The 26,811-nt window shown below is 45.6% G+C and carries 26 protein-coding genes; 4 read left to right on the forward strand and 22 right to left on the reverse strand.

Translation table 11 applies throughout. From position 1 onward, the window contains the following. Positions 1-26 precede the first annotated feature (26 nt). Complete coding sequence (locus KE626_RS15975) at positions 27-1,373, reverse strand: TolC family protein (protein ID WP_211973925.1); 1,347 nt, start codon at positions 1,371-1,373, stop codon at positions 27-29. Between the two features lie 174 nt (positions 1,374-1,547). Here KE626_RS15975 and KE626_RS15980 point away from each other — a divergent pair, with 174 nt between their 5' ends. Continuing rightward, complete coding sequence (locus KE626_RS15980) at positions 1,548-2,258, forward strand: TMEM175 family protein (protein ID WP_211973926.1); 711 nt, start codon at positions 1,548-1,550, stop codon at positions 2,256-2,258. Positions 2,259-2,269: 11 nt separating this feature from the next. Next, complete coding sequence (locus tag KE626_RS15985) at positions 2,270-3,298, forward strand: hypothetical protein (protein WP_211973927.1); 1,029 nt, start codon at positions 2,270-2,272, stop codon at positions 3,296-3,298. Positions 3,299-3,498: 200 nt separating this feature from the next. Here the strand turns inward: KE626_RS15985 and KE626_RS15990 are convergent, their stop codons facing one another. Continuing rightward, positions 3,499-4,473 carry a terpene synthase family protein gene (locus KE626_RS15990; RefSeq protein ID WP_211973928.1) on the reverse strand — a complete coding sequence of 325 codons (975 nt, stop codon included), beginning with the start codon at positions 4,471-4,473 and terminating at the stop codon, positions 3,499-3,501. A 190-nt stretch (positions 4,474-4,663) separates the two neighbouring features. Continuing rightward, entirely contained in the window at positions 4,664-5,203 is a 540-nt protein-coding gene (idi, locus tag KE626_RS15995; RefSeq protein WP_211973929.1) for an isopentenyl-diphosphate Delta-isomerase, read from the reverse strand. Between the two features lie 175 nt (positions 5,204-5,378). On the opposite strand from idi, the gene KE626_RS16000 reads away from it, so the two are divergent. Together KE626_RS16000 and KE626_RS16005 are read left to right on the forward strand one after the other, a co-directional pair. Further along, positions 5,379-5,852 carry a GAF domain-containing protein gene (locus KE626_RS16000; protein ID WP_211973930.1) on the forward strand — a complete coding sequence of 158 codons (474 nt, stop codon included), beginning with the start codon at positions 5,379-5,381 and terminating at the stop codon, positions 5,850-5,852. Between the two features lie 40 nt (positions 5,853-5,892). After that, positions 5,893-6,633, forward strand: coding sequence for a tyrosine-protein phosphatase (locus KE626_RS16005; protein ID WP_211973931.1), 741 nt, complete (start codon positions 5,893-5,895; stop codon positions 6,631-6,633). A 1-nt stretch (position 6,634) separates the two neighbouring features. Here the strand turns inward: KE626_RS16005 and KE626_RS16010 are convergent, their stop codons facing one another. The 19 genes from KE626_RS16010 to wecB (KE626_RS16100) form a co-directional block, all read right to left on the reverse strand. Continuing rightward, positions 6,635-8,251 carry a T9SS type B sorting domain-containing protein gene (locus KE626_RS16010; protein ID WP_211973932.1) on the reverse strand — a complete coding sequence of 539 codons (1,617 nt, stop codon included), beginning with the start codon at positions 8,249-8,251 and terminating at the stop codon, positions 6,635-6,637. Positions 8,252-8,664: 413 nt separating this feature from the next. Further along, positions 8,665-9,213: a PglD-related sugar-binding protein gene (locus KE626_RS16015; RefSeq protein ID WP_211973933.1), complete on the reverse strand. Its 549-nt coding sequence runs from the start codon at positions 9,211-9,213 to the stop codon at positions 8,665-8,667. Next, positions 9,213-10,163: an MraY family glycosyltransferase gene (locus KE626_RS16020; protein ID WP_211973934.1), complete on the reverse strand. Its 951-nt coding sequence runs from the start codon at positions 10,161-10,163 to the stop codon at positions 9,213-9,215. The genes KE626_RS16015 and KE626_RS16020 overlap by 1 nt, the downstream gene beginning before the upstream one ends. After that, on the reverse strand, positions 10,160-11,080 hold the full coding sequence (locus KE626_RS16025; RefSeq protein ID WP_211973935.1) for an NAD-dependent epimerase/dehydratase family protein: 921 nt from the start codon (positions 11,078-11,080) through the stop codon (positions 10,160-10,162). The genes KE626_RS16020 and KE626_RS16025 overlap by 4 nt, the downstream gene beginning before the upstream one ends. Continuing rightward, entirely contained in the window at positions 11,070-12,293 is a 1,224-nt protein-coding gene (locus tag KE626_RS16030) for a glycosyltransferase family 4 protein (RefSeq protein ID WP_211973936.1), read from the reverse strand. The genes KE626_RS16025 and KE626_RS16030 overlap by 11 nt, the downstream gene beginning before the upstream one ends. 2 nt (positions 12,294-12,295) lie before the next feature. Next, on the reverse strand, positions 12,296-13,444 hold the full coding sequence (gene wecB / locus KE626_RS16035) for a non-hydrolyzing UDP-N-acetylglucosamine 2-epimerase (RefSeq protein ID WP_211973937.1): 1,149 nt from the start codon (positions 13,442-13,444) through the stop codon (positions 12,296-12,298). Positions 13,445-13,468: 24 nt separating this feature from the next. Continuing rightward, complete coding sequence (locus KE626_RS16040) at positions 13,469-14,587, reverse strand: polysaccharide biosynthesis C-terminal domain-containing protein (RefSeq protein ID WP_211973938.1); 1,119 nt, start codon at positions 14,585-14,587, stop codon at positions 13,469-13,471. A gap of 1 nt (position 14,588) precedes the next feature. After that, complete coding sequence (locus KE626_RS16045; protein ID WP_211973939.1) at positions 14,589-15,023, reverse strand: cupin domain-containing protein; 435 nt, start codon at positions 15,021-15,023, stop codon at positions 14,589-14,591. Further along, complete coding sequence (locus tag KE626_RS16050) at positions 15,023-16,027, reverse strand: polysaccharide biosynthesis protein (protein ID WP_211973940.1); 1,005 nt, start codon at positions 16,025-16,027, stop codon at positions 15,023-15,025. Before KE626_RS16050 ends, KE626_RS16045 begins: the two co-directional genes overlap by 1 nt. Positions 16,028-16,029: 2 nt before the next feature. Continuing rightward, the gene (wecB, locus tag KE626_RS16055; protein WP_211973941.1) at positions 16,030-17,115 is read right to left on the reverse strand and encodes a non-hydrolyzing UDP-N-acetylglucosamine 2-epimerase; all 1,086 of its coding nucleotides are present in this window, start codon (positions 17,113-17,115) and stop codon (positions 16,030-16,032) included. Positions 17,116-17,118: 3 nt separating this feature from the next. Then, positions 17,119-17,793 carry a CatB-related O-acetyltransferase gene (locus tag KE626_RS34710; protein WP_249207500.1) on the reverse strand — a complete coding sequence of 225 codons (675 nt, stop codon included), beginning with the start codon at positions 17,791-17,793 and terminating at the stop codon, positions 17,119-17,121. Further along, on the reverse strand, positions 17,786-18,859 hold the full coding sequence (locus tag KE626_RS16065; protein ID WP_211973942.1) for a glycosyltransferase family 4 protein: 1,074 nt from the start codon (positions 18,857-18,859) through the stop codon (positions 17,786-17,788). The genes KE626_RS34710 and KE626_RS16065 overlap by 8 nt, the downstream gene beginning before the upstream one ends. A 20-nt stretch (positions 18,860-18,879) precedes the next feature. Beyond that, positions 18,880-19,815 carry a hypothetical protein gene (locus KE626_RS16070; RefSeq protein WP_211973943.1) on the reverse strand — a complete coding sequence of 312 codons (936 nt, stop codon included), beginning with the start codon at positions 19,813-19,815 and terminating at the stop codon, positions 18,880-18,882. A gap of 7 nt (positions 19,816-19,822) precedes the next feature. Continuing rightward, positions 19,823-21,121, reverse strand: coding sequence for an O-antigen ligase family protein (locus KE626_RS16075; protein WP_211973944.1), 1,299 nt, complete (start codon positions 21,119-21,121; stop codon positions 19,823-19,825). 26 nt (positions 21,122-21,147) lie between these two features. Beyond that, a complete protein-coding gene (locus tag KE626_RS16080) occupies positions 21,148-22,293 on the reverse strand; it encodes a glycosyltransferase family 4 protein (protein ID WP_211973945.1) in 1,146 nt (381 codons plus the stop codon). Positions 22,294-22,308: 15 nt separating this feature from the next. Next, the gene (locus KE626_RS16085; protein ID WP_211973946.1) at positions 22,309-23,448 is read right to left on the reverse strand and encodes a polysaccharide pyruvyl transferase family protein; all 1,140 of its coding nucleotides are present in this window, start codon (positions 23,446-23,448) and stop codon (positions 22,309-22,311) included. Between the two features lie 68 nt (positions 23,449-23,516). Next, positions 23,517-24,068, reverse strand: coding sequence for an acyltransferase (locus KE626_RS16090; protein WP_249207502.1), 552 nt, complete (start codon positions 24,066-24,068; stop codon positions 23,517-23,519). Beyond that, positions 24,049-25,539 carry an oligosaccharide flippase family protein gene (locus KE626_RS16095; RefSeq protein WP_211973947.1) on the reverse strand — a complete coding sequence of 497 codons (1,491 nt, stop codon included), beginning with the start codon at positions 25,537-25,539 and terminating at the stop codon, positions 24,049-24,051. Before KE626_RS16095 ends, KE626_RS16090 begins: the two co-directional genes overlap by 20 nt. A gap of 80 nt (positions 25,540-25,619) precedes the next feature. Continuing rightward, on the reverse strand, positions 25,620-26,786 hold the full coding sequence (gene wecB / locus KE626_RS16100) for a non-hydrolyzing UDP-N-acetylglucosamine 2-epimerase (RefSeq protein WP_211973948.1): 1,167 nt from the start codon (positions 26,784-26,786) through the stop codon (positions 25,620-25,622). Between the last annotated feature and the right edge of the window lie 25 nt (positions 26,787-26,811).

Consider the following 26,811-nt stretch of genomic DNA (forward strand, 5'->3'; position numbering starts at 1 on the left):
ATTACGAATACAAAAAAGCTAACTGTTTACTTAATTTTGCCCATGGCTTTATCCAGGTCTGTTTTACTGATCAGGGTATTGAGCAGGGCCTGTACATAATTAACCTGCGCCTGTTGCAGATCATTTTCGGCAGAGGTTACATCCAGGCTGGAAGCCACTCCCTGTCCAAATTTGAGTACAATACGATCATATATTCCCTGGGTAAGTCCCATATTGGTTTTCTGTGTAACGAATTTTGATTTGTTATTAAGATAGTCGGTACTTGATTTAGCTACCTCTACTTTGATTTGCTGGGTCAGGTAGTCGAGGTCATTTTTTGACTTCTCCAGGGTGATCTGGTTTTCCCGGATCTGGTGCAGTCGCTCGGTGCCGGTAAAAATGGGCCAGCTAAGACTTAGTCCCAGTGCGGAGGCGCCGTAACCGGTTTTATAAAGGTCCCCGAATGTAGAAGCGAAATAGTTGAACCCATAATTCACATAGGCGTTGAGTGTAGGAAGATATCCCAGTTTCTTGCTTTTCAGGCTCAGCTCATTGAGGGCAATCTGGGTAGTCTGGATGCTGTATTCAATCCTGTCCTGCACCTGGTAATCGACCGTATCCGCAATAAACGCATCCAGGTTCAGGTCCTGTACGGTTTCGGTGAGGGTAAGCTTTGTTTCCTGGGGCATACCCATCTGGAATTTCAATAACTGCATCGTATATACGAGAACCCGGATCTGGGTTTCTATATCTGTGACGATATTATTATAGGACACCTGTATCCTGTCTACATCCACTCTTTCGGCCACTCCTACGTCATAGCGGGCTTTTGTATCGGACAGGGTTTTGCTGAGCTGGGTCATATTGGCTTTTGCCAGCCGGATATTTTCTTCGCTGGCCAGCACGGCGTAGTAGGCTTTGGTAATGGCTACTTTAGTGTCTATTTCTGTGCGTTTGTACGCCTTTTCCGACAACCCGCCATACACTTTCGACGCTTTTAATCCGAGGAAGTAGTCGCTGTTGAAGATGGCCTGGTCTACCTGGCCGGTAACGGAAGAATTCCATTTGGTACCAAACTGCACGGGGATTTTTACTCCGGAGGATGGGTTCGTGAGATCCGGAATAAGAGAAGTTTGCAGTTTAAGGTTATCTACCAGGCTGCCATTAACATTTACATGGGGCAGAAATTTGCCGGTGGCTTCCTTTATCTGTTCCTGCGAGAATTTTACATCCAGCCGGGCATTTACCACATCGTTCTGATGAGTGAGGCCGTATTGTATGCAATTGACCAGGTTATAGGCGTATTCGCCAGGCTTCGTTGTATCTGCCTGCCCGTAAGCTGCTGTTATTCCTGACAATAAAAGAAGGGTGATAAGGAAAAAACGACAATGCATACTTATTACTTTGAAAGTATATGATGATTGATAGATACTTAACAACAAACAGGTAAAAAGGTTGTGTTGATATACCGCGCTGTTTAACCGGCGGCCCCTGCACCACATGGCGAATAGTGATAACTGACAGCTAATCGCTATTTTCGTATCTTTCGGTAAAAGTTATTGTTAACTATGTCTATGTCCTTTATAAAAGAACCCAAACCTGTTCATCGTGAGTTTGAGCTGGAGCGACTGATACTTTTCAGTGATGCGGTTTTTGCCATTGCCATTACCTTGCTGATTATCGAAATCAAATTGCCGGTTCTTCCTGGAAAAATGCCTGCCAACGGATACTGGGAGTTACTACAACCTACTTTAATAGAGTTCCTGGCGTTTACAGCCAGTTTTATATTTATTGGAAATTTCTGGGTCCGGCATCTTCAGTTATGCCGCTTCCTTCAAAATTACGACGAAGGATTGATTCATCGTAATCTTTTCTTTTTATTTTTTATTGTGTCGTTCCCATTTTCCACGTCGGCGATTTTGCACACCAGCGCTCACTTTATGCTGCCTTTCTTCATTTATCTGTGTAACCTGACGGGTTGCCTGGCCGCTTTGTTCTGGATCAGCTACTATGTTTTTCAGAAAAAACCGAACCTGGCTGCTCCGGGGCATCATATGGAAAAGGAGTTGCTGTACCAGCGTTTCAAATATGGCTTCCTGACAGCTGCTACGGGCTTTACCTGCATTGCCATGACCTATTTCCTGTACCCGGAAAATACTGCGTACCAGCGTATCAGTTATATGATTATTCCGGCACTGGGCATATTTAATTACGTTCGTTTAAAGATAAAGAAGCGCAATACGCTCCGGCTGGTACATAAAGTGGAACCAAACAGCTGAAACTACAGCCTATGTTACAATTAGACAAAAGAGAGGCCCAGTTGCTGCATCGCGCCATTGCTACGTGGCAACAGGAGAAGCTTATCTCTGATGAGCAGGTTGAAAAGCTGCAGCAGAGCTATAAGGTGGTCAACACCGACTGGCAAACCATTACGCTGTATATATTTATTGCGGCCATTTCATGTGCATTGATGGCCTTTGGGTCGCTGGTGCTGGATGAGAAATGGATAGAAATTATCCGGAAGAAATTTTCACTGACCGACGGGGTGATTACGTTGTTATTTGCCGGCCTGACCATATTTCTCTGTTACGAGGGCTGGCGTCGCAATAAGCACCAGCCGGTATTTTCGTTTAACCGGGAGCTTTTCTGGCTGTTGCCCGTACTTAGTATAGGCGTCAGCGTAGTATATCTTGGTAAAAGTGTGGGCTACCTGGGAGGAAACTATGGCGCATTCTGGCTGCTGGCTACCGTCTGCTACGGCGTACTGGGCATTATGCTGCATTCGCGGCTGTTGTGGGTGGCCACCCTGCTGTGCCTGATACCGGCTTATGTAAAGCTCAGCTATTACCTGGCCGGCGACGCTTCTTTTTTCCTGGGCATGAACCTTCCCTGCCGTATGGCGCTGCTGGGCGCCTTGCTGGTATTGGCAGCCTGGGTATTGCGGCGGCTCCGGGTATATGCTCCCATCAAGGATATCACCTGGACCGGGGGCTGGCTGTTGTTTCTTCTTTCCGGCTGGTTGATCTCTATCTTCGGCAACTGTGGAACCTGGGATGAATGGCAGCAGCTAAGGCAGGTACATTTACTGCAATGGGTAGTCATTTACACCCTGCAATGCGCAGGGGTATTAGTACTGGGACTCCGGATAAAAGATAATTTTCTCCGCGACCTCGGCGTAATTTTTATTTTACTGGACCTGTATACCCGCTACTTCGAATATTTGTGGGACCATACCAACAAAGGATTATTCTTCGGCATACTGGCCATTTCCTTCTGGTGGGTGGGTCGTTTGATAGAGCGGCGGGTGAAGCGGGGGTGAACGCCTTCGGCGTTTGTCTTAGGGCAGGATTTAAATGATTAAAATGATTGTACTGATTTTAGCTTTTTCTTATCTATGCCTTTCTCCTGCTGGCGAATGGTTTGAGAGGAGCAGCAGGCTTCTCTCAAAAAAAGAAACAAAATCAGTACAATCATTTTAATCATTTAAATCCTGCCCTAAGACAGGCGCCGAAGGCGCCCTCACGCCGGTACCACTTCCTTCACTTCCATGCCGTATCTACCGGTATCGCGTACACTCCAATCGTAGTTGCCCGTAATCCAGGAACGCAATACGGATACATACCGCAGCAGTTCATAGTCTGTTTCGTTGCCGGTGAGCGGCAGTAATTTTTCCAGTGTGGCAAAAATGGCCACTTCTTCGTTATGCATGCGGGTAGCTTCCTGAATGGCTTCCTGCAGCGTGAGTTGCTGGTGATGTTTGAGCACCAGTACCAGGTTGTGTACATCTCCCTGCCGGGCTTCCTTGGTACAGGAAAAGAGGTCGTTGGCCCAGCATACAATATTATTACAGGCCTCTATCATGCGTTGCAGCAGCGCATGCTCCGCCACGGAACGGGAAAGGTAGATCTTTTCGATGATCTCAATGGCTTCTATATCAGCCAGCAGAGCGCCTGTAAAGGGGCGCATACGTACATAATCGGCCACGGTTGGCACAATACCTGCTTCCCTGTTTTCTGCCTCCCAGATACAGGAAGTAAAATAATCATCCATACTGCGGATGAAGCGCAAACGCCAGGCCGGGCTGCCAATAGCGCGCATACGGTCCCAGATACTGCACAGGGCTGCGGCCAGCGGCCCGCCATTTTCCATCGTTACTTCGCGGTTGTGCTGGAGGATGTCCATCAAACCAGCCATGATGCTTTTCAGATAGTCTGCTTTACGACCAGCTGTTGCCTCATCGCATTGGTCGTCTAAAATAAACAGCCAGGTGTTAAAGTCGGCAATGATGCAGAGTTCATGCAGGGCCGCATCCGGGAAAGCGCGGGCTGCCAGCCATGCAAAACGCGCTTTGTCGAAACGCTGCCATGCTTTTTCAGTAGTCAGCAGGCGATAGGATTTTACCCAGGATCTGATATGGAGCTGGGCTTCATCTGCATGTTGATTAATTCCAGAAGGGAAGGGATACCTGATAACAGGCAATTGAATGGTTGTCATGTCCTTTGGGTTTAATAGTTAAATATTGAGGGCAGTAAATAGCATAGGTGTACCAGGCTTGTCCTGGCAGGAGACTAATTGGCACAAGAAATCAGGGCCGCACAAAGCGGTGAAAGCAAAAAGGTGCTGTAGATTTTATTTCATTAATACAACCAGGTTATCGGTCAACTGGCATAGCTAAACAAAAAAGTTACCGACCGGTGGCGCCGGCATTGACAGTTATATATTGCAATACCAATGGTAAGGCACGATGAAACCATATGGTATAGGCAGCTGGCTCCTCCTTCATTAATTCATTGATACGGGCGGCAGACAGGTAATGATAATCACATACTTCAGAAGGATTAGGGTGAATGTTACCATTATAGGTACCCAGCAACACGTGGTCAAACTCATGCTCGGTTAACCCATTGTCAAATTCTGCCCGGTAAGTGAACGTAAAAATTTCCTGTAGTTCGCAGTCAAATCCCATTTCCTCCTGCAACCTGCGATGTGCCGCGGCGGCAATGGTTTCACCGGGAAACGGATGACTGCAACAGGCGTTTGTCCATAAACCGGCGGAATGATATTTTTCCAGGGCCCGGCGCTGTAATAGCATTTCACCTGCATCATTAATGACAAACACGGAAAAAGCGCGATGGAGTAAGCCTTTATGATGAGCTTCCATCTTCTCCATGGTACCAATGGCTTCGTCTTGTTCGTTCACTAAAATTACGTCTGGTGATTTCATAGTGTGACAAAGATATTTTAATTAACCTTTCAGCGGAAAAAAATAGGATAAACCACCAAAAAAGAACGCTTTACACAGGCAAATATTGGTTGAATGGTTAACTACAATTACTTTAACGGTTATAACACTAAATATATATAAATTTCCGGACTTTTGCATTAGAACAACAACAATTATGGCAGAAGACTTACATATCATTGAGGGCGATAAAACCGCACAATACACTGCGCTGATCCCGCAGATAAAGGCATTGCTGGAAGGAGAACCGGACCTGGTAGCTAACCTGGCCAATGTAGCGGCTGCGCTTAAAGAGCAGTTCGGATGGTTTTGGGTTGGATTTTATCTTGTAAAGGGAGATGAACTGGTACTGGGACCATTCCAGGGACCTGTGGCGTGTACCCGTATCCGTAAGAACAGGGGGGTTTGCGGCAGTAGCTGGGCACAGGCAGCCACGCTGATTGTTCCTGACGTCGAAGCCTTTCCGGGGCATATTGCCTGCAGCAGTCTTTCCAGGTCGGAGATCGTAGTGCCGCTGATCCGGGACAATGAAGTAAAAGCAGTACTGGATGTAGACAGTGAACAGCTCTCCCATTTCGACGCCACAGATCAGCAGTACCTGGAAGAAATTGTGGCACTGATTATGTTGTAAGACAGCGATTTTTTGTGTCCTTGATTTATTGGAGAACCATATGCTATTTTTCAAAAGACGAAATACGGAAACATCGCCACCGGCAGACCTGCTGGCATTCATGGGAACAGATATACATTCGCATCTGCTTCCGGGTATCGATGATGGCGTACCCGATGTGGGTACTTCGGTACAGTTTATAGAACAACTGCAACAGATGGGGATCAGAAAGATCATCACCACGCCGCATGTAATGATGGACCGCTATCCCAATTCGGCAGATACGATGGCTGCACCATATAATAGTGTAGTTACCGCGGTGGTGCAGAAAAATATCCCGGTATCGTTTCATCATGCCGCAGAATATTACCTCGATGAACAATTTATTCCCCTGTTACAGCAGCCGTTGTTAACGCTGACGGGTAAAATGGTTTTGGTGGAGATTTCTTTTATGTCGCCGCCACCGCAGTTACCTCAGTGGTTGTTTGACATACAGGCAGCGGGTTACCTTCCCGTGCTGGCGCATCCTGAACGCTATTCCTATTATCATAAGGATATGCAGCAATATGAACGGTTAAAGCAACAGGGCTGTACCTTGCAGGTTAACCTGTTATCGCTTACGGGGTATTATGGCAAACATATTCAGCAGGCGGCCGAAAAACTGATGGCAGCCGGCCTGATAGAGCTGATCGGTACTGATCTGCATCACGAAAAGCACCTTAAAGCCATCGCTGGTATTGCGCAACATAAAAAGTTAAGACGGACCCTGGATACTTATGGGTTCAGGAATAATACCCTCTGATTTATCGCAGCAGCGTTACCACGCCCGTTTGTTTACGCGCCTGTTGTTGACTATCAGTGTAGGTGAGCACCCACACGTAAGTGGCAACAGCCTGCTGTTTCCCCTGTAATTCCCCGTTCCAGGCGCCTTCCGGATTGGTGGTACTGAATACCAGCTGTCCCCAGCGACTGAATACTTCGAACCGGAAATCATGGACATCGTCGTGTAATTTAACACGGAAAAGATCGTTTAGCCCATCGCCATTGGGCGAAAAGGCGGTAGGTACAAATACCGCGCATTCCCGGTCATTTTTGATGACTTCGGCCCTGCCATCTACCCGGCAGTTATTTTTGTCTTTTACCTGGTAGTAATAGAACCCGGCACTGAGGCGGCTCAGCACATTATCTGCCTGCCATTCGTTTGTTTCCAGGCGATAGGCGTATGGCTGCGTCCCCCCGGAAACATTCAGTGCAATCTTGCCATCGATGGTACTGCTGCAACTGGTGCCGGTGGTATTAACATCTGCAATCTGCAATCGCATGGGTTCCCTCAGTTGTATGTTATCTTTCCGATCTACGCAGCTATGTTCATCCTGTACTTTTACCCGGTAGTTGCCGGGTCTTAATTCTTTAAATACCGGGTTGTAACTGGCATGCTGGTCGTCGTTCAGGTAATAGCGGTAAGGAGGTATCCCTCCGGTTGCCTTGATCACTATCTGGTTTTTATTTTCCCCGTTACAATCAGATATAATGGTACTGACTTCGCTTTTCAGATCAGTATCGAGGATAGTGGCGCTGGCGGTGGCGGTTGTTCCATTGGCGGCCGTAACGGTTAACCAGTAGGTTCCTTTGGCAAGATTGGCAATACTGCTGCTGGTTTCGCCCCCTGGTTTCCACAGGTAGGTACATGATTGTGCAATACCGGTTATAGCGGCTGAAATACGGCCGTTACTAACGCCCACGCACGTATGTTCTATATTGAAACTGATTTGAGGCACCTCCCGGATCGTTGCCGATAAATTATCGATCAGCAGGGACGAGCTGTAAATACTTTTATCACATGTTCCGGAAACATATGCCATCAGTATAATGTACCTGAAGTTCCGGGATGTTTTGAATACTGCATCATATCTTTTCCAGTCGGTATGATAGAACTTGCCGGACTTCCACAACAGCTCGGCCATATCTGTTCCGGAGTCACTTCCATAAACAGCCAGCTCTCCATAGCATGCCCTGAAAATATATAACGGCGCATAGGCCAGGTCAAAAGAAAAGATGTAAGTGTGCTGTCCTTTTAAAAATACTTCCTGCGAAATACCCTCCGGTATGGTGTCTGCGCTGTGCAGGCCCGCATAGGTAGCACCCTGCGAAGCGGGCATATCAATACCCAGCACGCCGGGCTGTATGTCGGGGGTATTAAAAGCAATGTTCCATGAAGGAGGGGCTTTAGTTTGCCCTCTCACTCCTTCCAGCGAGGGATTCCTGACGACAATATCCTGCGCAGATAACTGCTGCAGTGACATCAGGAAAATAAAAAGAAGGACACATACCCACTCTTTTAACCGTAACAGATATAGTAAAAATGTAGGTACATAACTCCTCCTGCGCATAAAATACAATGCAGAAGATATGGTCATCATAGGATATTCACATTTCAAGAAAACAAGGTATTCTCTGGTTACCCTGCTATGCACGTTCCGAACGTTACAACGTTTACACGCCAAGCCAGGTCAGCAAAACATTCCACAAATATAAATTATTTATATGTATAGATGATATGGTTATTTTAGTAAATAATTTAAGTATCCAAAAAGCTGCTAAAGAAAAGAATTAAAAAATGTTCATTGAGTTTAATAATCGGTTACTAAAAGGTTCATTAGGTTCATTACATTCATTAGGTTCATAAGGTTCATCTCATATTCATATATTCGGGATAACGGCTGGTTGCCGTAAAATATTATTCCATTTTGTAAATGTAACAAGGAATTCAATATAACAATTGAAAAAAAATTTTGGCTGATAAAAGGTAAGGGTATTAATATGCGGCTGGCAGTTAGGCTACCAGCGTAAGCGGAGGCACAACGGTGCCTTGTTTTACAACAGCGTTTCTTTGGATAATGGCTCCCGGCCCTATCACCACACCTTTTTCAATAATAGCTCCGCCACCGATATAAGCATTGGGGGAGATATGAACAAAATCACCAATCACCGCATCATGATCAATCACGGCGCCTGCGTTAATGATCACATGATTCCCGATGCGGCTGTTAGCCTGCACCACGGCGTTTGCCAGCACTACGGTTCCATTTCCTATTATGGCGTCAGCAGCCACATAGGCTGTGGTATGCGACAATACGGTAAAGGAATGTGTTACCTTCCCGGCAATCATCTCCCGTACACTATTATTTCCAATACCCAATATCAACGGCAATTCCGGAAAAAGCAACGGATCGTAAGAACGGATCACCCTGTTATTTCGCTGGCCATGATGCAGCGTGTCATCGGAAAACATTACTGGAATATCTGCACCGGCCAATGCACCAAGATCTGCCAGCACATTGGCATGCCCTCCGGCGCCGTAAATAAGAAATGACATGGACATTATGCGGCTATTTTATGCATTAACTGCGGTTTAAAAATTACGTATATCAGTATCAGTGGTACACATACCAGCCCGATATTTAACGGCAAACTGTGCTGGTTACCCACCACAAATACATCGATAACTCCCTGTACAAAGGCATATAAAGAGGCTACCATCAAATGTGGCACCTTTCTCTCATTGGCCATTATCTGGTAAAAATGCAAACGATGCGCTTTAAAAATATTTTGTTTCAACGATAACCGATGGAGGATGGTCAGTACGGCATCCACCCCATACACCGACAATAACAGCAGGTACTTCCATTCACCTGTAAACAAAATAAGTTTCAGCAATAAAGTAACGATCCAGAAAGCGATGGTAACGCTTCCCACATCCCCGGCAAAACAGGCCGCCTTTTTACGGAAATTATAAAACAGGAAAACAACGCAGGCCAGCACCGGCAGCCAGATCATGTCTTCATTGATAAAAGGGACTCGTTCCATATTTACGTACTGCAGTGCACATAAGGTAACAAGGCTGTATAAACCGGTGATGCCATTGATCCCATCCATAAAGTTGTAGGCGTTAATAATACCTATCACCAATATGTAAAAGGCGGCAATGACATAAACAGGCAGGGTGGTAAAAACGGCCAGGTAATAAAACATCAGCGATACAGCGGCTATATGAAACAGCAACCTCACTTTATTGGGCAGCGAATAAATATCATCGAGGAAACTGATGGTACCGATAATAATAACGCCTATCGCAGGAATACCAAATGCCTGGAAATCCAGGCACAAAGCAACCAAAGCGGCTATTACAAATACGATACCGCCTCCCCTGATGGTAATACTGGTATGAGAGCTCCGCTCATTGGGTTTATCAATGATATTATAATGAGCGGCCAGTTTAAAATAAATGTTGATCAGCAAAAAAAATGCTGCTGTCAATGCCAGGTACATCATACTATAAATCGTATTTTCTCGGTAACAACCGATGGCTTCCAGTTAAGTGTTTCCTTTGCTTTAACGTCACTGAACGTTAATGTTGTCGTTATTTTTTTGAGTTTACTGCTGTTCACCGGGAATTTATCACCCAGCAAATCGCCTGTGAGGGCCAGCAGTTTAGCCACAGCAAAAGGGATCCGGAAGGGATCCTTTTTGCCCATTCCCCGGGCAATATAATGTTCCAGCTCCCGGAAACTGGGATGATTGCCATCCGTTAAATTATAGGTTCCCCCGGTTTCTGCGGCTGCGGGTATTATACCTGCAATATCCTTTGCCCACACGATACTTTTCTTCGCATTACCGTTGCCGATGCCTAAATATTTCCCGCTTTTAATACCTTTGATCATTGCCCGGAGATTTCCCGGCGGATTGTTACCGGCGATCAGCGGCAAACGCAGGATACTCAGTTTAACGTTATGTTTCCGGCACCAATCTTCCAGGTATTGTTCCGCCATGATCTTACTCCTGGCATATGGCGTGTCGCCCGCCAGCGGGTGATCTTCGGCGATCAGTACTCCCTCCTCTTTTCCATATACAGCTACCGTACTTATAAAAACGAATGCCTCCGGAAGTGCTGCCGCTTTTTCCAGCGACTGGCAAAGATTCACCGTACCCTGAAAATTTACTTTAAAGAACTCTTCTTTTTCTGCTGCATTGCCGGGAATGCTATGCGCTTTACCCGCGCAATGAATCACATACTTTACGGCCGGCAGGTTGATGATGATCCCGCTGCCCAGGTCCGCTGCTATATGCCGCCCTCCCAAAACAGGTGATTGCCTTCCCAGCGTCACAAAATGGTACCTGCCATCGAGGATGTCCATAATTTCTCCACCCAGGAAGCCAGAGGCGCCGGTTAACAAAATATCAATTTTCACTTGTTGTCATTTTTAAATACTTGTCGAGGATGATCTCCCTGGTATATTTTGTAACGGCCAATGATCTCGCCTTCTCTCCTTTATCCTTGAGATACAGCACATCTTCCGGAGACAGGTTATTAAAAAACTCCAGCAGGCTGCGGGTATCTTTCAGATCATAACACCAGCCAACATCATGCTCATCGATCATCCGGGCAATTTCACTTTCCCGGTCACCGATAAAGAGAATAGGTTTTCCTGCTGCCAGGATATTATAGGATTTTGAAGGCACGCCTAAACCTGCCATCCCTTCCTGCAGCGAAACAATACCTACATCTCCGGCATTTAAAAATTCCCGTTGCTGATTACGGGAAAAGGAATCCAGCATAGATACATTTCTCAGGTGATGCACGGCTACAAAATCCTTCATTTCCTGTTTCACAGCTCCTTCCCCGATAAACATAAAATGCACCAGCGGATTCCGGATCTGTTTTATAACATTGCACAGCTCCATCAGTCCCTGTACACGTCCCAGGTTACCGGCAAACTGGAAAACAATTTTATCCGTTACTCCCAGTTGTTGTACAATCCTGTTTTCATTTTTACCCATAGGGAAGATACCGGTGGTATCCGCCCAGTTTTCCACCACGTATATGGCAGGTTTCTTCCGGTAACTGCTTAACTTTTTCTCAAAAACCTCCTTCATATCCCTTCCCAGCACAAACAGCACCGACATTTTGCTATAAGCCTTGTTGAAAATCCATTTTAAAATTTTGTAGCCTAAGCTGCCGGAGCTCATGAGTCTTGCTGCTACCAGGTTCTCCGGGAACACATCATGTACGATCGTAAAACATTTCAGCCCCTTTAAGCGGCTGATCAGTGATACCAGCAACACAATGGGAGCAGGATTGGTTACAATCAGCACCCGGTCGCCCTTCCGGGATTTTGCCAGCAGTTTAAAAGACAGCTGAACGCTTAGCAACAGCATTCGGAGCGAGCGTTGCAGCAGCTTGTCCTTATTTAACGGCAATGCCTTCACCCGATGGATCGTTACGCTTTCATTGGCGAAAGCAGCATTGGATACTATGTTTGACTTCTGATAGGAAGAAGGTCCGCATATGACATGTACGTCAGCATTCTGTGCGATGTGCGCGCTGACTTCCGTCATGATGTAAGCGGTTGACGTTTCTTCCGGAAAGAATAATTCCGTTACAATCCACAATTTGTTCTCCATAATTATTCATAGTTTTTCCAAACTGTTCTTTTTACGTAATCAGTATAGGAAATAATAATCCTTACCACTTTATCTGCTACATTGGGCATACTGTAATCGGCTACCTCCCTGAAGTTGCGGGTATCTTTCTGCTGGTATTGCAACTGAGTTAATCCCTGTAATATTCTTTCCGGGTTCAGGCCCACCATCATTACCGATGCTTCCTCCATGGCTTCCGGGCGCTCATGCGCCTCCCTGATATTCAGTGCCGGGAAATTAAGTATGGATGACTCCTCTGAAATGGTACCGCTATCGGATAATACTGCTTTCGCCTGCATCTGCAATGCGATATAATCGCTCAACCCATAGGGCTTCATCAGCTTTACCAGCGGATCAAACGTCACACCTTTAGCCTCAATCATTTTACGCGTACGGGGATGTGCACTCACAATCACCGGGAGCCCGTATACCGCAGCGATCTGGTTCAGTGATTTTACCAGGTTATCGAAATTTCTTTCGGAGTTTATATTTTCTTCGCGGTGCGCTGATACCACGAAATATTGCTGCGGTTTCAGTTGCAGCTCTTCTAACACTGCCGATTGCTTCACTTTTGGCAGGTAGTGATGCAGCACCTCATACATAGGGCTGCCTGTTTTTATAATCCTGTCCGCCGGCAATCCTTCGCGTAACAGGTATTCCCTTGCGATATCTGAATAGGTCAGGTTAATATCAGCGGTATGGTCAACTATTTTCCGGTTGGTTTCTTCGGGCACCCGTTGGTCAAAACAACGGTTCCCTGCTTCCATATGGAAGATGGGGATCTTTCTTTTTTTGGCCGGTATCGCACACAAACAGCTATTGGTGTCGCCCAGTACCAGGAAAGCATCCGGTTGTATGGCTTCCAGCAGCGGATCAATCTTTATCAGGATCTGACCGATGGTTTCTGTGGCCGTTTTGCCGGCAGCCTCCAGGAAATGATCCGGTTTGCGTAAACCCAGGTCTTCAAAAAAGATCTGGTTCAGCTCATAATCGTAATTTTGCCCGGTATGCACCAGTACATGCTCTATCGCTTCCGACTCATCCAGTTTAGCCAGTACCCTTGATAATCTTATGATTTCCGGTCTTGTGCCCACTACTGTCAGCACCTTTAATTTCTTTACAGCTGTACTCATGATTAGTATTGTTAAAAAAGCTTCTTAAACAGTTTCAAAGTAGGTGTCGGGGTCCTGCGGATCGAAAAATTCATTAATCCAGAATACGGTGTATAATTCCTCTTCTCCTATATTTTTGATATTGTGGGTGTACCAAACCGGCATATCCACATAAGACGGTTCATTACCATCCAGTTCAAAATTTAATACCTCAGATGTATTATATTTTCTTAATTGGATCAGGGCTTTACCTTTAATTACCAGGAACCTTTCGATTTTTCTCGTATGAAAGTGATTTCCGCGGGTAATACCGGCATGGGTAGTAGAAAAAGATACCTGCCCGCCTACCTGCAATTTAACCATCTCTACAAATACGCCCCTGTTATCTGCATGTTGTTTCAGTTTAAAAGGGAAATAGCTTTTATGATCGATATAACTCCTGAAAGTATTAAACAGGTGAATGCTGAACTTATCCGGCAGTGCAGGAATGATCCCCTGCTCCAGGTAAAGTTCTTTGAAGGCAGTTAGTTTCGACAGGATCTCCGAAACATACAATTCCGCGGTAGGCGTAATGGGGAAGTCCTGCTGATTGTTACCGGTCCGGATAGCGTCGATCACCAGGGTGGCCAGTTCATCTACATGGATCAGCTTCAGAAAGCCATCCTGGTCAATTTTAGGCGTTTGACCATTACAGAGTTGATGGCAGAAAGTAGCCACTACCGAATTGTAGAATGGTTTACCGAAAGGTCCGAACACATTCGGGATGACCATACCGGTAAAATTCGCGCCGTGGTCTGCCGCCCATTTCAGCAGCAATTCGCGGCCACCTTTCTTGGATTTACCATAAAGATTATCCCGCTCCTCCTGTGTAGAAGAAGAGAAGATAACATGCGGATGATTCCCTGCTTTGGACAGCGCATTTACCAGTTGTTGTACCAGCCCAAGATTGGTATCATGGATGAGCTGCGGATCGGGATCACGGTTCATAGCCGCAAGATGTACAATTACATCGCATTGTTTCACCCAGTCCGTTAACTGCGCTTCCGAGTCAAAATAAGACCTGCTGAAAGGGATCAGGGTAAACTCCTCGCTCAGCAAACTTATGCTGTTAAACAGGTAAGATCCTACAAAGCCGTTCTGGCCGGTAATTCCAATTTTTTTCATTTTATATTTTGTTCCAGTCTAACCATAATCCAGCATCAAAAGACCAGCGGTCTTCTCCTGATTGCTGCAAATCCAGGTCTGAGTATACCATTAAAACAGACCCCGGCTCCAATGCTTTGATGCCATTGGCATATCCCGGAGGGATACTCAGCACAGCCGGCTCCTCTTCCTTCAATATAACATATTCCGCCTTCAGATCCGCCCTGGGCTGATCCCAGTTGTCGATGGCTACCCACGCGAGTGCAAACTTTCCTTTGGGCACATAGAAGTATTTCTGTTCTACTTTGTGTCCCTGCCAGGCGCGTACCACACTCACATCCGGATGCACGATCTGGTAGAAGCGTTTCACACCGGGGAATGTAAACTCGTTGACAAACCCCAGTGTTCCTCTTGTATCTGTAAAAGAGCCGCCTTTTATTAGTTTTACTGACTCCATTAATTCTTCAGTTGCTCTTGAACATAGTCCAGCTTGAGTAATAACGTTTCCAGTTCCTGGTCGCTCAGGCGGTAGGTATTATGAGAATGATAGTCCTGTGCTTCTGCTATTTTACTGTCTCCTTCGGAGAAATATTTCGCGTAGTTCAGATCCCTGTCGTCCGCCGCAATACGGTAGTAATCGCCCAGATCTTCTGCCTTACCAAACTCTTCGCGCGTGAGCAGTGTTTCATAGAGTTTCTCTCCGTGGCGGGTGCCTATTATTTTAATTTCGTTCTTCGCGTTGAAGATCTTGCAGAGCGTTTCGGCCACCTGCCTGATAGTAGCAGCGGGCGCCTTTTGTACAAAGATATCACCCGGATTGGCATTTTCATATGCAAATAACACCAGTTCTACCGCGTTATCAAGCGACATCATAAAGCGGGTCATTTCCGGATCGGTGATAGTGAGCGGTTTACCTGCCTTGATCTGGGAAATGAACAGCGGAATAACGGAGCCTCTGCTCGCCATTACGTTACCATAGCGGGTGCAGGTGATCAGCGGATCGGTGCGTAAACGGGCTTTCGAAATCGCCACTTTTTCCATCATTGCTTTTGAAATACCCATGGCATTGATCGGATATACGGCCTTATCGGTGCCGAGGCAAATGATTTTATTTACTTTGTTTTTGATGGCGGCTTCCAATACATTTTCTGTTCCCTGCACATTGGTTCTTACGGCCTCCATAGGATAAAATTCGCAGGAAGGCACCTGTTTCAGCGCAGCGGCATGAAATACATAGTCTACACCTTCCATAGCGCTGTCGATACTGCGGAAATCACGTACATCCCCCATATAGAACTTTACTTTTTCGCTGCGGAGCAGGTTGCGCATATCATCCTGCTTTTTTTCATCGCGGCTGAAGATGCGGATTTCCCTGATATCGGTATGTAAAAAACGATTCAGTACTGCGTTACCAAAAGATCCGGTACCACCGGTTATCAATAAAGATTTACCTTCAAACATAATTATTTCAATTTTAATAAAACGTCAACGATTCTTTCTGCAGTTTTTCCATCCCATAATGGCGGGATGCCTCCCTTTTTCCAGTTACCCGAAAACAGTTTTTCAAAAGCGGGAGGAATTGCTGCAGGACTTACACCCAGTAATTCATTTGTTCCGATCTCGCAGGTCTCCGGTCTTTCTGTATTGGCACGCAATGTCATACATGGTATATGCATTACCGTAGTTTCTTCAGTAATACCACCCGAGTCCGTAATAACCGCCCTGGCATGTTGCACGAGGTAGTTAAATTCCAGGTATCCGAGCGGCTCAATCATGTGCAGGTTGGGCGCTTCAATACCGATATTGGCCAGCATTTTTGCCGTGCGCGGGTGCACGGGAAATATCAGCGGAAGTCCTTTTGAGGAGGTGATGATACCATCCATCAGGAGCTTTAGATTCTGTTCCTGGTCCACGTTTCCGGGGCGGTGCAGCGTCATTACAATGTAGCCGCCCTTTTTCAGACCGAGTGTATCCCAGATCTCCGGTTGTTTGAAATTGGGCTGCTGCGTGAGCAGGGTATCGATCATGGTGTTCCCTACCAGGAAAAGCCTTTCTTCTGTTACACCGGATTTCCGGAGATTTTCATTGGCGGTTTCCGTGGTGGTGAAAAAATAATCAGTGATGGCGTCTGTGAGCAAACGGTTTATTTCTTCGGGCATGGTCCAGTCTCCGCTGCGGATACCGGCTTCCACGTGTGCCACCTTAATATTGTTCAGTTTTTTTGCTGCCAGGGCGCAGGCGATGGAAGAGGTAACGTCGCCTACCACCAGTACCAGGTCGGGGCGGTTATCCATCAGTACTTTTTCATATCGTACCATGATCGCCGCCGTTTGTTCGGCTTGTGTGCCCCCCCCGGCTTCCAGGTTGATATCCGGTTCAGGAATGCCCAGCTGTTCAAAAAAGTCGGCGCTCATTTTTTTATCGTAGTGCTGACCAGTGTGGATCAGCCGGTAGCGAATCCCTTCTTCCTTTCTTTTCTTTATAGCATCGATGATGGGCGCTATCTTCATAAAGTTTGGTCTGGCCCCGGCTATAATATCTATCAACATAACTTAACTTTTATATTGTTTAAAATCCTGCATGATATTTTCTATTTCCTCCGGACGGAGTGTGGACTGAAAATGACTGATATTCCTTTTAAGCGCATCCTCCGGCATATCCCACCATTTCAACGCTTCCATCCGGCTGATCACTTCTTCCGAAAATCTGTATTTAATAATCTTCGCAGGCACTCCCCCTACTATGGCATATGGCGGAACATCTTTGGTTACAACAGAATGAGCGGCGATGATCGCTCCATTCCCGATAGTTACCCCTCCCATCACAGAAGAATTCAATCCTATCCACACATCATTCCCGATGGTCACAGGCGCAGGTGTATCATCAAATTTATCTTCCGCAATCCAGGTATGCCCGGTACCGTTTTTCACTGCGAAAAACAAGGGGGAAGTAGACATAAAATCCGTTGGATGCGTACCTATTCCGATCACGATATTCTTTGAAAAGGAACAGTACTTACCGATCGCAGCGTTATTGATATTGGTGTTGTAGCCAATATATGAATACTTATCAATGGTGCTTTTTCTTATTACTACAGACCTTTGTATGCGGCATTTTTCAGAAATAACAGTTGCTTTATCATAAAATACAAAGAAGGACAGATGGCGGTTTTTCCACCATTCTTTCAGGTGCTTTATGCTAAAATGATGAATGAGCAGTTCAAGCATGCTTCTTCTTTTTCAGAGCATATTCTACTGCTCCCATGATCGAATCCGCCATTTGTTCCGGTGTTCTGTTATTCTTATAATGTTCCCTTGCACTTTTACCCATGCGGATCACCTCTTCCTTGTTGTCAATGATCCATGACATTTGTGCGGTAAGCTCCGCGGTGCCGCCTTCATAGATAATCCCATTTTCCATGTTGGTGATGTTCAGCACTTCTCCACCAGTGATCGCATTTTTCTCTGTTACGAAAATAGTGGCATACCCCATACTGGTCAGCACCGACAAGCCCGCCTGGTTAGGGGAGATACAAGCCAATGCTTTGGTGTAATATGTTTTGAGGATTTCGCTGTCGTAGATAGCGCCATGCAGGAAAACTTTGTCTTCCAGACCCTGCTCCTGCACCCATTTTTCAATGGCCGGGCGTTCCGGACCATCACCGATGATATTCAACACCGGCAGTTGCGCCCGGGGAATATCGATATTATTATAGGCTTCCAGCAGGATATTGATTCCTTTCTCTTTATACAACGTTCCTACAAACAGGAAGGTATTTCTTTCCGCCACCTGGCCATTGACCGGGCTTACATAAGTAGTGTTGTTGGCAACAAAAATTTTATCGGCGCTAAAGCCTGCCTGTACAAATTTTGTTTTGGGGTAGTCGCTGTAGAAGATCAAAGATTCAGCGCGTTTACCAAAGAAATTTCTTACAAAATCCCATTGCTTTTTATCATCGAATTTATTGCTGTAGGAAGCTGATACGCCTATTCCCCAGAAAGACATACTGTATTTCCTCCACGGATTCAGCATCAGGGCCATCAGCCGCAACCAGCGCAGTTCATACAAACCGATTACCGCATCGTACTGCGCGCACAATTTGTGCAACGAGTCCTTATGAAAGAAAAATGGTCCTACCTGCTTACCGGGGGTGAACACGGTTTTATACGGATATTTTTTGTTCAAAAATTTGGGGTCTGTATAGGCTACCGTTAAGTCATACTTCTCATTGATAATTTCAAATATTTTTTCCCGGTAAGGCCATACTTTGTTATACACAATCAACAGTTTCATCTCTTTTATTTTAATAAGGGTTATCTTTTTAATGTTTTAAGTATCTGATCGCTGTACATCATCACCAGGCTATCGTGCCGCTGTACAAAACTTTCCAGGCTGGAAGCTTCTCTCAACATCTGCGGCTGTTTCTGCTTATAGTAATAAACTTCTCCGTCCCAGAATACTACGCCTGCCGGCCTGTTGCCATTTACTTCCGCGCCCATGATCTTTTTAACATAGGCGGAAAAGGCTTCCATAGGCACCAGTGTCATAAACGAAGGACCTTTACCCTGCCAGCGCGGCCATACAAAAGGCAGTACAGGCTTATCCAGTTCTTTCCCCAGTTCCAGCGCTATCCGCAGGTTATTTTCTATGTACTTTTCGTTATAACTTCTGCTGACCACCCGCTCGGAATAAATCATATACAGCGATGGACAAATAATGTCCACATATTTTAACAGGTCTCTCAGCTGATAGCACTGTTGCTGCCATTTCTCATTGGCAGAAACCGTTCTGAACGGCAATCCGTAAATTCCCCATTGTACGTTGGGGCGTTCCTGTTTGGCAATGGTTACCGCTTTTCTAAATTCAGCAGCAATTTTCCGATAGTCGGCACTGCCGGAATGATCATTGGTTAAGATATCCAGCGCTTCTCCTTCCCAATCCAGTATACATACACCCGCAGCGTTTTTGTCGGGATATATTTTGCGGATCATGCTTACCAGCGAACTACTGTCTACATTCAAACTATTCTTCGCTACAATGCTGCTCTGGCCAATGATTTTAGCGATAGAAATATTTTGCTGCCCCTGTATGTAGGAATTCGCCTTGTTTCCCAAACCACTGATAGCGATGTATAACCTGGGATTGCTGCTGGCAGGTTTTCCTGTTTGCGCTTCCGCAGCAGGCAGCATACTGGCCAACCCGGCCAGCAGGATACCTGTAAAAATTCTATACATTTTCAACCAAGACATATTCACTTCAGTTTAAAGATTCATTGAATGATGTATGCTTTATCTCAAAAAACAATGCCAGCAGTATCCATAACCCGGGTGTGATAAACACGCCTCCTGACGTCATCGACAGCAGGAAATACCCCAGTAATATGAGCAGCAGGGCAATATGCCGGTGCAGGCGGTGCCTGCTTGCATACCCGGCTTTCACGGCCACCTCGAATAAAATCAGCAGGAACAATATGCCGCCTACCACGCCCAGCGACATCAGTAATTCAAGAAACACGTTATGCGGATAGATATGACTGTGATCCGTTACATATTTATCGCCTATAACGGGATGATTGCTGAATTGATCCCAGGCGCTGGCATATTCATAATCGCGGTCTTCCTTTTCTCCGTTGGCCACATTATCAAAAAAGTGGGTCAAACGGTAAAACAGGAATACATCGTCCGAAAATATTTTTGAGCCTACTCCACTGATCAGCATAGCACCCAGCAGCAGGAACACTACCAGACCGGATTTGAGTACCATGCTAACCGTGTTGCGGGACATCCTCAGTTTAAAATAAAAGAGAATAAATACTGATAATATTAAAGACAGGAACGGGCCTCTCGATGCACCGAGCAATACGTTGGCCACACCAATCATAACACAGATAAACATGCCGAGCTTTCCTTTCATGCTGGCCGGTGCGTCAAACAACAGTTTACTCAACGCCAGCACTGCCAGCAACATACCATAGAAGCTGATGGTGATCGGGTTGATCATGGCTTCGCTGGGATCGTCATCACCGAGTGCTCCCCTGGTAGACATCAGGGCCATGGTAATACCATTGGTAGTGAAGAAGGAAACAAAGATGATGATGTTACTGACAAACGCGAAAATAAACGCCCATTTCAGGAACTGCTTTATCTGGATATAAGGCGCCGCTGCCGCCACTGCGATCACCGGCAGAAAGCAGTTGGCAAATGCCATGGAGTACATAAAGAATGTACTGTAACGGCCGTTACCAAACTCTATTCCGCGCAGACTTACATCTACAAAAAGCCGGCAGGAATAGATGAACCACAACAACAGCAAAAGAAAAGTTCCTTTGGAAACTTTCTTTAGTGAAAACGGCAAACGCGCAATCACCACCAACGACGATAAGGCAATCAATACCCTAAAGGCTGCATTCACCGGGGTAGAGCTTACCTTAAGGAACAACGGCACTGCACACTGAATTGGATAACCCAGCGCAAGAAACAACACGATAGCGCTGCCAAAAGTATTGGCGATCTTACTATAACGGTTATATGTTGCGTCGAGCGTTATATAATTCATGTTTATATCTTTGAATACCACTTGTATCATGCCTGCTTATTCACTTTTCGTACTACTTCCTTCCAGGAATCAGCCCATCTTTCTGCGTTAAAACTGTATTTTATGGTGTCGATGGCATTCGTTGCCACCCTTTTTCTTTCTTCAGGATTGTTAATAAGGTATTCCACTGCACCCCTGATATTTTCAGCAAATGGCATGGTCAGCATACCGTTGTAGTTGTTCAGGAGAATATTAGTGATTCCCCCGATATTGCTGGCTACCACTGCACATCCCGCACCCATTGCTTCCAGCAGCGAGAGAGAAGTTCCTTCTGAAGCCAGGGTAGGTACTACTGCAATATGGAAATCGCCGTGAAACCGCAGCGAGTCATTGAAGTCATAACGGGTGATATGCACGTTAGGCATATCCTTGAAGCGGTTGGCCAACAAGGGTTCCAGCTCTCCTTCTCCCGCAAATGTGAAACTCAGATTTTTATATCGTTTGTTCAGGTCTTCAACGATGTCGGCCATTACCGCAATCCCCCTTATTTTTGTAAACCGGCGGGCTACAAGTATTTTAATGGTTTCGTCTGCAGTTTCCGAAAAGTTGACATTGGTGGTTTTGCTTACACTGGCAAAATTCGGGATCACAAAAATCCGCTCCTCTCCTTCCCTGTCGGAAAAAGTGCGGTACCAGGACAAGTAATTATAATCTACACAAACTTTGTATTCAGATCTGGTGAAGAAACTATAAGCTTTGAAAGATTGCATTAATTTGGCCACCACATTTAACTGGAGCTGTGCCATTAACTTTCTCATACCCGTATTTGGTTCGAGGTAATCGAAATACACGCCATGTTGTATACTGATAGCCTTATAAGAAGGAATCTTTTCTGACAGCGTATCTGCGCCCCAGATCACCAGGTCCTTCTGCCGGTCGATCTGCGAAGCATGACGCTCAAACAATGATTTCATCTGGCGTTTTGCAAGATTGTATCCAACCAGGTTTACGTTATTTTCAATTTTCCTGCTGAAATCCTTGTTGCCAAACTGTATAATAGATACGTCCAGTTGCTCGCCTGTCAGCACTGCTGCCAACGTTAACAGGTAGGTTTGTACGCCTCCCACCGTTACGGCAGCGCCATCGTAATCGTAGACCCTTGGATAAAATATATGTACTTTAAACTTGCTCATAATGTTGAAATTTGTCTACAGTTGCTGAATAGCTTGTCTGAATAACGCAAACATTTTATCTCCCCGGCTGATCTCCCTGTCCAGGTCCGCCTGGAAAAGGCTTACTCTCTTTGCATAATCCGTTCTGATTTGTTCTACATAATTCACCACCTGGTTCACGTCAAAAGGATATTTCCAGCAGTCGAAGGATTTGAAATTATCGCTGACAATTTTCAATTTCTGTTCTACTTCAATACATACCGCAGGTTTATTTAGCAGTGCCGCAAAAATGGCCCCATGAAAACGGGCGGTAACAAAAATGTCTATCTTGGCCAGTTGCTGTATAAATGCTTTGAAAGTATATTTCTTCGCGTCCCATATCATGGCTTCGATATTTTCCCGTTTAATGATATCGAGCCACTCCGGATCCCGTTCTTCTGAAAACAGGATATACTTTACCTCGTAGCCTTTGTTTTGCCAGATGCGGGTAGCTTCCAGGAGTTTCCCATAATAAGCATGACCTTCATCGGTATGTTTCCAGTCGCGCACAATGATACCGATCACCCGCGGGTTGATAGCAGGTATTGTTTTGGTAAAGTAGTTATTGACAAAAGAAGAGTTAAGACACAGGTCGCTGCCCAGGAACAGTCCTTTCGAATCCCAGGATTTGCAGGTATCATAACTCACCACATCCCGTACCAGTGCCTGGTCGAGCTGCTGGAAAGTTTGCATCGCTACTTTCTCTTCCACTGAATCTTTTACGAAAGGTCCAACGCCTATTCCGATGGCCACTGTTTTGGCGGCTTTTACGCCAGTTACTTTTTTGAACCCTCTTAAACGTGGCAGCACCACTGATTTAAGCGTTTTATAGTCAAAGAAGTACTTCAGTTTTGCCAGGTTCATTTTCGGGATATATTTGACCTTTGTGTTAGGGAAGGAAAAAAACTGGGTTCCTCCTCCATACACCAGCATATCTACTTCCAGCTTACTAAAAAGATCTTCGGAAGAAATAATCTTTGCTGCGGGGAGTAACTCCCTGAAATAATCTGCTTTGGTACAATAAAAGCCAAACTCATCTTCCTTCAATACCTCCTTGATATGATCATACATGGTGATCATCAGTGCATCATCGCCAAAATTATTCAGTCCGTATCCACCCCTTACCAATACTTTCATGTTATCTGCTTATTATATGGTTTTTCATATGGTTATCAAATAGTTTCCGGCTTAGCCTTCGCTGCTGTTTACAGCGTACCCAGCTGTTTGGCCCTGAAGTATATTTTATCTTCCTGTTTAAGCCTGGTATAATGCGCCGCATCACGGCTTCCAATTACTTTTGCGGGGTTCCCTGCCACAATAGAGAAAGGGGCGATGCTGCCTGTTACCACGCTGCCCGCGCCAACGATACAGCCTTCGCCGATATTGGTGCCGGGAACGATGATGACGTTACCGCCAATCCACACATTTTCGCTGATAGTTACCGGCTTTACTTCCACGCGCTGGTCGTAAGGAATATAGTTCGCCTCCCTGAATACATGGTTGGCGGAATATATTGTTACATCCGGGCCGATGATGGTTCCTTTGCCGATATGGATGCCTCCTACGCCGTATAATTTGGCGCCAGGACCAATGTATACATACTCACCAATGGAGATATTGCCTTCACCACTGCAGTGAAAGGGCCTGCCTATGGATACCCCGGTACCCAGCTGCCGGAACTTCAGCCGTTTGATGCCTGCTTTGTGGAAGCTGTTGGCGACCACATTGGCTATTTTATTAAGAAACAGACCTGACATGTTTATAAACTCTATAAAAGATCCATAAAATGATGGCACATGCCACGAGTAACAGCAATATCCGTACGTAGATACTCAGATGGAACATCAGCATCACTATAAATGATACAAAGATGATTCCCCAGATAGCCAGTGATTCCGGCGATATCAGGAAGTAGGCATCTGCGAGTTGCTTTTTAATATAGAAGGGTACAAATACCACGGTGCTGATAAAGTAGGCAAATGCATACGCTCCTGCCCGTCCTTCCGAACCGCCCTGTTTAAGTCCGATCATATAAAAAATTGCCAGCAACCCCCATATACCATTACTGAGCATGCTCCACCACATAAAATTACCTGCTGCAAAGTTTCTCGCGATCCCTTGCCGATGGGCAATTACAATGGTGCCTATCATTACAATCACTACCGTTCCGTTTAAGTTGCCGGAAGTAAAGTCCTTACCAAAGGCAACACCCGCTATTTCCGGCACCAGTATAAACGGCATGGATAAAAATATACCTATGCCCCAGGGCACGAAGTTGTTGATGGCTTCCAGCTTGGCATTCTTCTGTTTAAAATTGCGGATCACCTGTGGCAGCAAAGCCTGACCCAACGTGGTATTGATAACGCTGATGATAAGTGATATACTGAGTGCCGCATTATATACCCCGAGGTAAGCATAACCGGATGGTTCCTTAGCCAGGAGTACATTACAGTACCAGTTCACCGGTAATACCAGCAAACCGCTCAGCACCGCAGGCAGACTGAAAGTGTATAATACTTTCATCTCTTTCAGGTAATCCTTTTCATTTACATTAATACCAAACTTCTTTGTTTCCCTTCTAACCTCTATACCACCTAAAACGGCAATTAACAGGGCATTGATGGTTAAACCGATAATGGCGCCGTTTACGCCTAAAAACCAGGTGAGTCCGATAGCAATCGGCAAGTTGACGACGCCTGCCACCAAATTAACTTTTGCTATTTTCTTAAACGCCTCCAAACCGGCCAGGATCCCGGTTTGCACCCCGTTGATCGCATAAAAAAGAATGGCCCAGGAGCCATATCTCAACCCGGTTCCCAGGTCGGCATTATCGAGCGAATGTTTTGCCAGCGGCCCTGATGAAAAGAACAAGGATACACTGATCAACAGGCCCATGATAACAGACATATGCAATGCCATCCTCGCCACCCGTCCCGCTTTCTCCTTGTCGGTATCACGATACTCTGCCACAAATTTGGTGGTGGTAATGCCGAGTCCGAATATGGAAAAAACGATAAACATATCAATGGTAGAACGGATCATCCCCAACTCTCCAAAACCTTCCTTTTTCAGCAAACGGGCGATGACGATAGACGATAAAAAAATCAATCCTCTGAAGACTACCGTTCCCAGGAATGACCAGAAAACGCCGTGTACAATCTTCTTACCGACTTCCGATTTATTTATTTTTCGTTTAAGGGCAAATATCACATCTGCAACCTGCGGCATATACTTCTGGATAATTATCATCTTATTATCTTATTCGGAAAATGTTAATTCCTGTTCCCGGTAATAATTCCGTTTAACTTTTAATTGACTACCGCTGTTTTTTCCAGTATAGCATCGATGATCCTGGCACTTGCATTACCGTCTCCGTAAGGATTATGTAACATGCTCATAGCCGCATATCTTTCGCTATCCAGTATCAACCACTCTGTTTCATGAAAAATTTTCTCTGCGGAAGTACCTACCAAAATCACGGTACCGGCATCTACTGCCTCCGGACGTTCGGTGGTATCTCTCATTACCAGCACGGGTTTGCCCAAACTTGGTGCTTCTTCCTGTATACCGCCGCTGTCTGTCAATACCAGGTAACAGTGTTTCATCAGGTAAATAAATGGCAGATAATCGAGCGGCTTGGTCAGGTACACATTGTCAATTCCTCCGAGCCTGCTATATACCGGCTCCTGTACATTCGGATTCAGATGAACCGGGTAAACGATATCTACATCCGGAAAGCGGGTAGCGATGTTTTTTAATGCATCACAGATATTGAGGAACCCGTCTCCAAAACTTTCCCTTCTATGTCCTGTTACGAGGATAAACTGCCGGCCTTTTGAAATATCATATCCGCTCTCCGCCAGAATTTTCTCCAGGGATAATTTGAGCGAACTATCTTTTTCTATTTTATCCAATGCCAGCAGCAGCGTATCTATCACGGTATTACCTGTAATAAATATTTTAGACTTCGGCATTTTTTCTTCCAGCAAATTAGCCTTTGATTTTTCGGTAGGCACAAAGCAGAGGTCTGCGATTTTGTCTACCACCTGGCGGTTGAACTCTTCCGGCCAGGGTGAGTGAATGTTAAAAGTTCTCAGTCCTGCCTCCACATGCCCTATCTGGATCTTCTCATAAAAAGCCGCCAGTGAAACCACAAAAGCGGTGGTAGTATCGCCGTGCACCAGTATCAGATCGGGTCTGAATTCCTTTAGCACTACTTTCATTTTCGCCAGTATATTAATGGTGATATCATAAAGATCCTGGGATTGTTGCATGATATCCAGGTCAAAATCCGGCGTAATATTGAAAGTTTCCAATACGCTGTCCAACATATGTCTGTGCTGGCCTGTTACGCAGGTTCTTGCATCAATAAGGTCGCTATGCCTGGCCAGTTCCATGACAACAGGAACCATTTTTATAGCTTCCGGCCTGGTGCCAAAAACTACCATTACTTTTTTCTTTTTGATATGGTTCATCCTCGCTCTGTTTATGGGTCTTCAA

The organism is Chitinophaga hostae (assembly GCF_018224885.1).
Taxonomy (GTDB): Bacteria; Bacteroidota; Bacteroidia; order Chitinophagales; family Chitinophagaceae; genus Chitinophaga; species Chitinophaga hostae.